The organism is Thalassolituus pacificus (assembly GCF_025318105.1).
GTDB classification, from domain to species: Bacteria; Pseudomonadota; Gammaproteobacteria; order Pseudomonadales; family Oceanobacteraceae; genus Venatoribacter; species Venatoribacter pacificus.
Genome location: NZ_JAOANI010000028.1, coordinates 455,421 through 466,710, shown reverse-complemented (window position 1 = coordinate 466,710; position 11,290 = coordinate 455,421). Strand labels below are relative to the sequence as shown.

Sequence of the window (11,290 nt, the reverse complement as noted above, 5' to 3'; positions counted from 1 at the left end):
GTATTGGTTTTATCAGTCACGGGCAAACCTCTTAATCTGTTCGACAACCTGAGCGGTTGCATTGGTGATGGCCTGGCTGCGCGCCTTGTCAGCCATCTCCAGTAATAATGTTTTATGTTGCGAAAAGTGTTGCCACTGCGCGGCCAGCCACTCCGCAGTTAATTCATGCTGTTGGCAAATTAACGCGGCACCGGCATTCACCATATAGCCAGCATTCGCGGTCTGGTGATCATCGACAGCAAAAGGAAAAGGAACAAAAATGGCGGCGCAGCCGGCAGCCGCAACTTCCGATACGGTTAATGCACCAGCCCGGCAAATCAGTAAATCAGCATCGCCGTAAGCAGCAGCCATATCATCAATAAAAGCGTTCACTTCAGCCTGAACACCGGCCTGCTGATAAGCCGCCTGCATTTCTGCCAGATTATTCTTACCCACCTGATGACGTAATTGCGGGCGCACGCCCTGAGGCAACAATTGCATGGCCGCAAGCACGGTACGGTTAAGAGCGACTGCTCCCATGCTACCGCCGATAACCAGTACTTTTAAGGGGGCAGCAGTGTTAATACGTGTCGCCGGTGCTGGCAAATTCAACACACTTTCACGCACCGGATTGCCGGTCGTCAATGCTCCGGGTAACGCCCCCGGAAATGCCTGCATCACACATTGACTGATACGGCTTAATAAACGATTAGTCATACCGGCAAAGGCATTTTGTTCATGAATTAACAATGGCACGCCGCTTAACCGTGCGGCGACACCACCCGGGCCAGTGGCATAACCACCAAAGCCCAACGCGGCGACGGGTTTTACCTGTTTAACAATATTCCGCGCCTGCCAGATGGCCTTAATAATACGGAAAGGAGCCGTCAGCAATCCCAGCTTTCCTTTGCCACGCAGGCCGCCGATATTAATGCAATGCAGTGGATAACCGTTGGCAGGCACCAGATCTTTTTCGATACCGGATGCCGTTCCCAGCCAATGAATGGTGAAGCCTTCCTGCTGTAATTGCTCAGCAACCGCTAACGCCGGAAATACATGGCCGCCGGTTCCGCCCGCCATCAATAACACATTGCGTGAAGATGCCCGGCTCATACAGCACCTCCATTATTATCTGCGACATCGGTATCCGCGTCAGATGCCTGTTCGCTTTCATGGGCAATGCGCATAACGATGCCAACCATCACACAACACACCAACAAACTGCTGCCGCCATAACTGAAGAATGGCAGAGTCAGGCCTTTGGTCGGCAATAAACCAATATTAACGCCTAAATTAATCACGGCCTGCAGACCTAATAACGAAGCGATACCAATCGCCACATAAGCGCCATATAACTGCCCTTTAAGTTGCGCATTCCACGAAACCCGCCAGATTTGTGCAATAACAACCGCCAATAACGTCAGTGCGGCAATACCACCCATCAGACCGGTTTCTTCCGCCCAGATAGCAAAAACGAAATCGGTATGTGCTTCCGGCAGATAAAACAGTTTCTGTACACTTTCGCCCAGACCAACACCGAACCAATCACCACGGCCGAAGGCAATCAGTGATTGAGTTAACTGATAGCCGGTTCCATACACATGCTCCGGCGCCCAGGGATCGAGATAAGCCATCAAACGCTCAACCCGGTAGCTCTCAGAAGTCAGCACTACCACGCTGATAATCAGAGTGGCAATTAATAACAGGAAAAATTGGCCGGCCTTCACGCCCCCCAAAAACAACTGAATCAGTACGGCTCCCATTAACACCACAACTGCACCAAAATCGGGCTCCAGTAACAGCAGGAAAACCATCCCCGCCAGAATACCCAGCGGCTTCAGGAAGCCGGACCATTGCTGCTTCACTTCATCCTGGCGACGCACCAGATAACCAGCGACATAAAATACAGCGGCAAGTTTTGCCAACTCGGAAGCCTGAATTTTAATAATGCCCAAATTCAACCAGCGCTGACTGCCGTTCACTTCATGGCCAATACCGGGCACAAATACCAATACCAGACCGGCAATCGCCAGCAGCAGAAAAACCACATCAACCTTACTCCACCACATAAGGGGAATCTGACTGATGGCATACACAACAACGATACCCAGCAGCAGGTATACCGCATGACGAACGGCAAAATACGCAGCATTGCCGGTATAAAACTCGGCAATACCGGTGGATGCCGAAGCAACCATCAACCAACCGAGGCACATTAATGCCAGCCATGGGTAAAACATACGTTGCTGGCTTTGCCACAGGAAGCGATCAATATTCACAGCGTCGCCTCCTTACTCATCGCCGTCGCAACCAATGCGCTGAAATATTCTCCGCGCGCTACATAATGTTTGAACTGATCGAAGCTGGCACAGGCCGGAGACAGCAAAATAACGTCACCGGCAGCTGCTATAGAGCAGGCACGGGCAAAAGCGTCATTCAGAGTTACATGCTGTGATACCGGACAAACGCCAGCAACAGCAGTGGCTATCACTGTGGCATCGGCACCAAAGGTCAGAACTTCTGCCGCAAATTGTTCGCAGGCAGAAGCCAGTGGACTGAAATCCTGCCCTTTTCCTTCACCGCCAGCCAGCAGCCAGATTTTTCCGTTAATTTCCGGCCCCAGACCATAAAGTGCAGCCAGGGTAGAACCGACGTTAGTTCCTTTAGAATCGTTGTAAAAATCAACACCGGCTTTATTACCCAACCATTGGCAACGATGATCCAGACCGGTAAAGGCACGCAATGCCGGTAATACCGTTGTTATGTCTACGCCCACTAATTGAATCAGCGCCAGCGCCGCCATCACATTTGCCAGATTATGCTGGCCTTTAATTTTCAGCTCGCTGGCAGCGATGATTTTTTCAGTGCCAAACGTGATCCAGCTTTCGCCATCGATTCTCTCAAGGCCAAACTGGCCGATATCCGCTTTATTCAGACCAAAACTCAGACGCGGCATTTTATCGGAGACCAGCGGCTGGCTCAGCGCATCGTCACGATTCACCACAACGCCACGGCACTGCTGAAAAATACGGTGTTTGGCCTGATGGTAATCCGCCATGCCCTGATAACGGTCCATATGGTCTTCGCTCATATTGAGCACAACCGCTGCTGAAGCCGCCAGGTTTTCAGTCGTTTCCAATTGGAAGCTGGACAGTTCCAAGACATAAATATCGGTTTCAGCACCATCCACAAGAAGGTTCAGTGCCGGTACACCAATATTGCCACCAACAGCGCACCGTTTACCGGACGCGGTCAGTAATTCTCCAACCAAGGTAGTTACGGTGCTTTTTCCGTTAGAGCCCGTAATAGCAATCAACGGTTTATCACAAACATCCGCAAACAGCTGGATATCACCGGCAATACGGGCACCAGCCTGACGGGCTGCAGCAATCGCCGGGTGAGATATAGCAATACCCGGGCTGACGACTAATTCATCGTACTGACTAAGAATATCTGCCTGTAATTCACCACTGTAGATTTCTGCTTGCGGAAATTCTGCGCGCACAGCATCCAGGCCGGGAGGCGTATCGCGGCTGTCACACAAATCAAACGCCCAGCCGCGATGCTGACAATAACGGGCAGCAGAGAGCCCGGTCATGCCAAGACCGACGATCAGTCGTTTGTAATCTGTGGAAATCAAATGCGACATAAATTCAGATTCCTCAGCGAATCTTCAGCGTGGCTAAACCGATCAGCACCAGAATAATGGTGATGATCCAGAAACGAACAATAACCCGCGGCTCCGGCCAGCCTTTTAATTCATAGTGATGATGCAGCGGAGCCATACGGAAAATACGCTTGCCGGTCATTTTAAAAGAGGCAACCTGCAGGATCACAGAAACCGTTTCTGCCACAAAGATGCCGCCCATAATAAAGAGCACGATTTCCTGACGAACAATCACTGCAACCACACCTAATGCCGCACCCAGAGCCAGCGAACCAACATCGCCCATAAAAACCTGAGCCGGATAGGTGTTGAACCACAGAAAGCCAATACCGGCGCCGACAATAGCGGCACAAAAAACCACCAACTCACCGGCACCGGCGATATAAGGAATGTGCAGGTAGTTGGCAAAATTGACGTTACCGGCGAGGTACGCACAGATACCTAAAGCACCACCGACCATAACCGTCGGCATAATGGCCAGACCATCAAGACCGTCAGTCAGGTTTACCGCATTACTTGAACCTACGATGACGAAGTACGTCAGCAGAATAAACAGCAGGCCCAGCTGCGGCATAACATCTTTCAGAAACGGAACAACCAGCTGCGTTTCCTGTGGGCTCTGCGCGCTGTAAAAAAGATAAGCGGCGGCGATTAAGGCAAACACAGACTGCCAGAAATACTTCCAGCGTCCGGGCAAACCGCGGGAATTTTTCTCCACCACTTTGCGGTAATCATCCACCCAACCAATGGCACCAAATACCAGAGTTACAAGCAGTACAACCCAGACAAAGCGGTTCTCCAGATTTCCCCAGAGCAACGTGCTGACCGCAATGGACAGCAAAATTAATACGCCGCCCATGGTCGGCGTACCGGCTTTACTTAAATGCGATTTAGGACCCAATTCACGGATTGCCTGACCAATCTGGTATTCACGCAATTTGCGGATCACCAGAGGCCCAAGGAGCAATGACACCATCAAAGCAGTAATGACTGCCAGAATCGCGCGCAGCGTTAAATAATTAACCACCCCAAATCCGGAGTAATACTGCGCTAACCAGTCTCCCAGCCATAGCAACATGATCAGTCTTCCTCTGTGTTCATTTGCAACGCCTGGACCACCTGATCCATACCGGCACTGCGCGACCCTTTAACCAGAATGACATCCTGATTACCGGTCTGTTGTTGTAAATACCGCACCAATTCTTGTTTGGTTGCGAACCAGTGCGCTCCGGCACCAAAAGCTTCCGTTGTTTTGCGGCTGCGTTCGCCCGTCGCCAATAAATGTTGTATTCCCTGGTCATGGGCATAACGGCCAATATCCGCATGAGCGCCTAACTCATTCTCGCCCAGCTCCGCCATGTCACCTAAAACCAGCCAGCTGCGCGGCGCGTGTTTTAACACATTAATGGCCGCTTTTACTGAGGCGGGGTTGGCGTTATAAGCGTCATTCAAAATCCGCTGACCGGATTGTCCTTCCAGCCAGTGCAAGCGACCAGATACCGTTGTCGCCTGCTGCAATCCCTGAATAATCTCGGCTGCACTCAAGCCCAGTGCATAAGCGGCCGCCGTCACTGCCAGCGCATTACGGACATTATGCTCACCCAGTAACGGCAGGCGCACGGTATCGGCTTCACCATCCAGATGCAGGACAAAATGACTGCCCTCCAGATCGCACTGTAATGAACTGGCACGCACATCCGCGGCAGCAGAAAAGCCAAAACTGAGTTGTTTAACCGCCGCCGAACGTTCTGCCCATACGCCATAAAAATCATCGTCGGCATTTAATACCGCATAACCACCAGGCTGAATAAAGTCGAGTAACTCACCTTTGGTTTGCACAACACCATTCAGACTGCCAAATCCTTCAAGATGGGCCTCAGCCGCATTGGTAATAATGCCAACCTGAGGTTTCACCCATTGTGCGGTGTAAGCAATTTCTCCGGCACCACTGGCACCCAGTTCAATCACCGCGGCTTCATGCTCCGGTGCCAGAGCCAGCAACGTCAGCGGAGCACCAATATGATTATTCAGGTTGCCCTGGGTCATCCAGGTACAGTAACGCTGCGCCAGCACACTGCTCATTAATTGTTTCACGCTGGTTTTGCCGGCACTGCCGGTTACCGCAACGACAGGCCCATGAAACTGACTGCGGTTCCAACCGGCAATCTGCCCAAGCGCAATCAGACAATCCGTTACCCGGATCAAAGGTAAACGAGCAGCCAGACCGGCATCGACATCCTGATCAATCAGTGCCGCAACAGCGCCCTGTTCAGCCGCCTGAGTAATAAAATGATGACCATTAAAACGCTCACCGCTTAATGGCACATACAAATCACCAGCGCTGATTTTACGACTGTCGGTACTGACGCCACGGATCACGACATCAGGCACATTGTCTGCACCTTGCGTTTCAATTGTTAACTGAAGCTGCCCATGGACAATATTCAGCAGCTGCAACAGCGACACATTACTCAGCATGTTCATCTCCGCTCAGTAATTGTCCGGCTTTGCGGTATCCCAGCTGCGACAGTACAGCGGCATCGCTGTAGGGTAATTTCACGCCCTGAACTTCCTGATAATTTTCATGGCCTTTTCCGGCAATCACAACAATGCCATCGGCAGCCGTCATATCCAGCGCCTGAGCAATGGCACGGCTACGATCATGTTCACAATAAAAGTCGCTGGTATTTTCAGTATTAAGTGCATCGGCAAAAATTTGCTGAGGATCTTCACTGCGCGGGTTATCGTCCGTCAGCCAGACGATATCGGCATGCGCCGCTGCGACTTGAGCCATCAACGGCCGCTTACTGCGATCACGATCGCCACCGCAACCAAATACAGCGGTAATTTTTTTATTCCAGGGCTTAAGTGCCTGCAAGACATTCAGCAAAGCATCCGGTGTATGGGCGAAATCAACCACCGCTAATGGCGCATTATCTTTAACATAAAGCTCCATGCGCCCCGCCACTGGTTCGAGTTTCTGCGCTGCCTGTAACAGCTGTACAAAATCAAAGCCCTGCAGCGCCAGCGCAGCAATCGCAGCTGTCGCATTCGCCAGATTAAATTCACCGATTAATGGCAGCACCAGCAGACCGCTTCCCCATGGAGTATCCAGCCATGCCTGCATACCACGCGCCTGCATTTTCACTGCGGAGTAACGCACGCTGGCCTGATCGCTGGCACCATAAGTCATCACGTCGGTATTAATGGCAGTATCGGCTGCCAGGCGACGGCCGTAATCGTCATCAATATTAATTAATGCTGCCTGAATATCATGACCGACAAACAACTGGCGTTTAGCGGCAAAGTAATCTGCCATGCTGCCGTGATAGTCGAGGTGATCCTGGGTGAGGTTGGTCAGTACCGCGACACAGAAGTTCAATCCGGCAACACGCTGCTGAGTCAGTCCATGAGAAGACACTTCCAATGCCGCAGTATTAACGCCACGCTCCTGCATACTCTGCAAATTACGCAAAATAACCGACAAATCAGCCGTGGTGTTGCGGCTGGTCTGTAAATCAGGCCATACCCCATTACCTAAGGTGCCCAATACTCCACAAGGAACAGCACAAAATCCGGCCAGCTGTGCCATATATTGCGTCACAGAACTTTTGCCATTGGTGCCGGTAACCGCCACCAGTTTCATATCGGCGACGGACGCATAACGACGATGCAACCAAACCGTTAAGCAGGCCGCGATATCGCTGCTGAAAAATACCGGTACTGCCGGAAAATGCGGGCTTTGCTCACAGCGGAATCCGAGCTCACCTTCAGCCAGCACAGCAACCGCGCCCTGTTCAATTGCGGCGGCTATGTGTTCTTCGCCATGACTCTTTAAACCGCGACGGGCAATAAAAACATCACCTGGCTGCACATCACGGCTGTCGACCGCGATCTGTGCAAATTCACGATCCCACTCGGGTGGAATAAACAGCTCAGGCATGACCATCTGGCTTAATTTCATGCCGGACCTCCTGCCATCTGCAAGGTTGGTACACTGCCATCATCCGGCGCAACCTGACGTAAACGCAGGGCTTGCTGCATAATGCGTGAGAACACCGGTGCAGCCACTTCACCACCGTAATATTCTTTGCCCTGTGGCGAATCAATCACCACAACCAACACCAGATCCGGAGAAGAAATCGGCGCGATACCGGAAAATACAGCAGTGTATTCAGAATCTTCATACCCCTGCTGACCAACCTTGTGTGCTGTACCGGTTTTACCACCCACACGATAACCGGCAACGCGGGCACGACTGCCGGTTCCCTGTTTCGAGGTTACCGTTTCCAGCATATCCAGAACCTGACGTGCAACTTTCTCCGGCATGACCCGCTGGCACTTCGTCTGCGGCTGATTATTCATTAATAAACGCACCGGATTGCGACAGCCGCCCTGGGTAAAACTGGTATAAGCATGCGCCAGCTGCAGAGGCGATACCGACAAACCATAACCATAAGAAACCGTTGCCAGACGCAGGGCATCCATCTGCTCCGGATAAGGCAAGCTGCCTACCGCTTCCCCCGGAAAACCGAGCACCGTCGCCTGACCAATACCGGCTTTACTGAAAAAATCCCAGATATTTTCTGCACCCAACTGATGAGCCAGGAAGGTGACGCCGACATTGCTGGATTTGGTAATCACACCGGTAATATCCAGCACGCCATAATTGCGATGATCGCGGATGGTTTTATTTTTTACCCGGACAAAGCCCGGCGCTGTATTGATTTCGCTGTTGGGAAAATAACGACCAGAACTTAACGCTGCCGCGACCGTAAAGGGTTTGATGGTTGAACCTGGTTCAATCAGATCAGCGATAGCGCGGTTACGCATATTTTCGGCACGTAAACTGGCGCGGTTATTCGGGTTATAAGAGGGCTGATTCACTAACGCCAGCACATCGCCGCTGCGTGCATCCACCAACACAGCGCTACCGGATTTGGCATGATGCTGAGAAACTGCGGCTTTTAATTCACGATAGGCCAGATATTGCAAGCGCAGATCCAGCGTCAAAGCCAGATCACCACCGGGCTGAGGCACAGCATTCACTTTTAATTGCTTGATGACATTGCCGTACAAATCTTTGACTACCTGACGCGATCCTTCGCTGCCTTGCAGAAAATCGTCAAAAGCTAACTCCAGGCCTTCCTGACCTTTGCCATCAATATCAACAATACCTACGGTGTGCGCTGTAATTTCGGCGGCCGGATAAAAACGGCGGAAATCATCATCACCATAAATACCGGCAATACGGCGTTTTAATACCTGCTGCGCCAATTCCGGCTGAACCTGACGTTTGAGATATAAAAAAGAGCGACCTTGAGTGGCCGCCCGTTCTACTTTGCGCGTCAGCTCTTTGCGGCTCAGGCCGAGATCAGCGGCCACCGCAGGGAGTTGTTGCACATTCACCTGTTGCGGATTAAGCCACAGCGTAACCACCGGCGTACTGACCGCCAGCGGTTTGCCATAGCGGTCGGTAATCATGCCGCGCATGGCCGGCTGTACTTCTTCGCGCACCGTACGTTTTTCACCCTGCTCAAACAGGAAAGGCTGATCAACGGTATGCAGCATCACCAGACGAACCAGAACCGCACCCAGCAGACAGCCAAACACCGCCAGCACCAGCGTAAAACGCCAGCGGGTGATGCCGCTTAATGTAGTCTGTTGGTTCGGTTGCGCATTCATTGTGAAAGCACCTGCACCTTGCCTGGCTCTGTCATATTTAATTGTTTACGCGCCTGCTGATCGACCCGGCCGTGCGCGGTTAATGTACTTTTTTCCAGCAACAAACGCGTATGTTCCTGCAGCAATTGCACCCGCAGCGCGTCTTCCTGCTGCCACTCCTGCAGCAACGTCCGGTGCCCATGAACAACACCAACCTGCGCCAACGCTGAGATCAACACCACAGCCCACAGCAACGCCGCTCCTGCTTTCACGCCAGCCGCTCGGCTACCCGCAACACCGCACTGCGGGCACGGGCATTTATACGCACTTCGTCATTGCCCGGCATGATCGCTTTACCCATTTTTTTCATGGTGCGACCCAGCATGCTTTCCGGCACCGGAATACCTGGTGGTAATTCGCGGCCTTTTTCCTGGGCGCGGATAAAACGCTTCACCATACGGTCTTCCAGTGAGTGGAAGCTGATAACGGCAAGGCGACCATGCGGTAATAACAGATCCACACTTTCGGCCAGCACTTTTTCCAGATCACCCAGCTCGTTATTCACCGCAATGCGGATCGCCTGAAAGGCACGGGTTGCCGGATGCTTATGTTTTTCCCAGGCCGGATTGGCTTCTTTAATTAACTCTGCCAACTCGCGGGTGCGGGTAATCGGCGCGTCTGCACGGGCGTTAATGATGGCGCGCGCCATACGCTTGGCAAAACGCTCCTCACCGTATTCTTTTAATACACGGGCGATTTCTTCTTCGGAAGTCTGCGCACACCACTCCGCGGCACTCAGACCAGCATCCGGGTTCATGCGCATATCTAACGGGCCGTCTTTCATAAAACTGAAGCCGCGCTCAGCATCATCAAGCTGTGGCGAAGACACACCCAGATCCAGCAAAATGCCGTTAACCTGATCAATGCCCAGCGCCTTCAGTTCCGCTTTCATATCAGCGAAGCTGGCCTGCACAATCTGAAAACGGCTGTCTTCCTGCTCCAATTCTTTACCGGTGTTAATCGCCAGCGGATCTTTATCGAAACCAATCAGACGGCCTTCCGGCGCCAGCTTGCTGAGCAGCAAACGACTGTGGCCACCACGACCAAAGGTACCGTCGACATAAATACCCGCCGGGTCATTCAGGCAGCCGTCGACCGTCTCCTGCAGCAGTACGGTGGTGTGAGCAAAATCACTCAGGTTCATAACGACAGACTCTGTAGTTCTTCGGGTAATTGTTCGGGCTGACTGACCATATCAAGGTATTCATCACGGCGGTTTTCCCACTGCGACTTACTCCACAGCTCCAGCTTTTTGCCTTGCCCCATCAGCACGCTTTCTTTTTCCAGCGACGCATATTCGCGCAGCGGCTGCGGCAGCAGGATACGGCCGGCGCTGTCCAGCTCCAGATCGGTAGCATGACCAATCAATAAGCGCTGAATGCGGCGGGCAACCGGGTTAAAGCTGGGCAGAGCCTCGATTTTGGCCTGAATCAGTTCCCATTCGTTTACGGGGTAAATCAGGAGGCAGCGTTCTTCAGTATCAATGGTGGCCACCAAACGGGCGCCACAGAGCTCGGCCAGCGTTTCCCGATATTTGGTCGGGATCGCCAGACGCCCTTTAGCATCCAGATTGATCGTGTGTAGCCCCCGAAACATGCGCCCTTCCTGTTGGTTTGGGTGTGAATGACTCGCTGAAGTAGGTGATCACTAACTTCAGTAAAATCCCACTATTACCCACTATTTTCCACTTTACGACACTATAGGAAGGCAAATAGCCTTTTGCAAGCCACATCGGGGTGTGGATATCTGCATTTTTGCTTTGTGTCACAAGGACTTAGAAAGGCTTCACAGCAATGTGGGGAAATGTGGAGGGCAAATATTAAACAACACTGTGAGCCTGCATCACGAAGTTAAAGTAACTTCTGAGGTTAGTACTCACTTACAATGCGATTTATATAATTTAGCTATAAGAAGTGATCA

The 11,290-nt window shown here is 51.9% G+C and carries 10 protein-coding genes; all 10 read right to left on the bottom strand.

Features of this window, described 5'->3' with window-relative positions:
- Positions 1-12: 12 nt before the first annotated feature.
- From murG to mraZ, 10 genes are read right to left on the bottom strand one after another with little or no spacing between them, the layout of a single operon-like run.
- Positions 13-1,092 carry an undecaprenyldiphospho-muramoylpentapeptide beta-N-acetylglucosaminyltransferase gene (murG, locus tag NYR02_RS16855; protein WP_260977521.1) on the bottom strand — a complete coding sequence of 360 codons (1,080 nt, stop codon included), beginning with the start codon at positions 1,090-1,092 and terminating at the stop codon, positions 13-15.
- Entirely contained in the window at positions 1,089-2,258 is a 1,170-nt protein-coding gene (gene ftsW / locus NYR02_RS16850) for a putative lipid II flippase FtsW (RefSeq protein WP_260977520.1), read from the bottom strand. Before ftsW ends, murG begins: the two co-directional genes overlap by 4 nt.
- A complete protein-coding gene (murD, locus tag NYR02_RS16845) occupies positions 2,255-3,628 on the bottom strand; it encodes a UDP-N-acetylmuramoyl-L-alanine--D-glutamate ligase (protein ID WP_260977519.1) in 1,374 nt (457 codons plus the stop codon). Before murD ends, ftsW begins: the two co-directional genes overlap by 4 nt.
- Positions 3,629-3,641: 13 nt before the next feature.
- Positions 3,642-4,724 carry a phospho-N-acetylmuramoyl-pentapeptide-transferase gene (gene mraY, locus NYR02_RS16840; protein ID WP_260977518.1) on the bottom strand — a complete coding sequence of 361 codons (1,083 nt, stop codon included), beginning with the start codon at positions 4,722-4,724 and terminating at the stop codon, positions 3,642-3,644.
- A 2-nt stretch (positions 4,725-4,726) separates the two neighbouring features.
- Positions 4,727-6,124 carry a UDP-N-acetylmuramoyl-tripeptide--D-alanyl-D-alanine ligase gene (locus tag NYR02_RS16835; protein ID WP_260977517.1) on the bottom strand — a complete coding sequence of 466 codons (1,398 nt, stop codon included), beginning with the start codon at positions 6,122-6,124 and terminating at the stop codon, positions 4,727-4,729.
- The gene (locus NYR02_RS16830) at positions 6,114-7,610 is read right to left on the bottom strand and encodes a UDP-N-acetylmuramoyl-L-alanyl-D-glutamate--2,6-diaminopimelate ligase (RefSeq protein ID WP_260977516.1); all 1,497 of its coding nucleotides are present in this window, start codon (positions 7,608-7,610) and stop codon (positions 6,114-6,116) included. Before NYR02_RS16830 ends, NYR02_RS16835 begins: the two co-directional genes overlap by 11 nt.
- Positions 7,607-9,331, bottom strand: a complete 1,725-nt coding sequence (locus tag NYR02_RS16825) for a peptidoglycan D,D-transpeptidase FtsI family protein (protein ID WP_260977515.1) — start codon at positions 9,329-9,331, stop codon at positions 7,607-7,609. The genes NYR02_RS16830 and NYR02_RS16825 overlap by 4 nt, the downstream gene beginning before the upstream one ends.
- Complete coding sequence (ftsL, locus tag NYR02_RS16820; protein WP_260977514.1) at positions 9,328-9,582, bottom strand: cell division protein FtsL; 255 nt, start codon at positions 9,580-9,582, stop codon at positions 9,328-9,330. Before ftsL ends, NYR02_RS16825 begins: the two co-directional genes overlap by 4 nt.
- Positions 9,579-10,514, bottom strand: coding sequence for a 16S rRNA (cytosine(1402)-N(4))-methyltransferase RsmH (gene rsmH, locus NYR02_RS16815; RefSeq protein WP_260977513.1), 936 nt, complete (start codon positions 10,512-10,514; stop codon positions 9,579-9,581). The genes ftsL and rsmH overlap by 4 nt, the downstream gene beginning before the upstream one ends.
- Positions 10,511-10,966: a division/cell wall cluster transcriptional repressor MraZ gene (gene mraZ, locus NYR02_RS16810; protein ID WP_260977512.1), complete on the bottom strand. Its 456-nt coding sequence runs from the start codon at positions 10,964-10,966 to the stop codon at positions 10,511-10,513. The genes rsmH and mraZ overlap by 4 nt, the downstream gene beginning before the upstream one ends.
- Positions 10,967-11,290 lie beyond the last annotated feature (324 nt).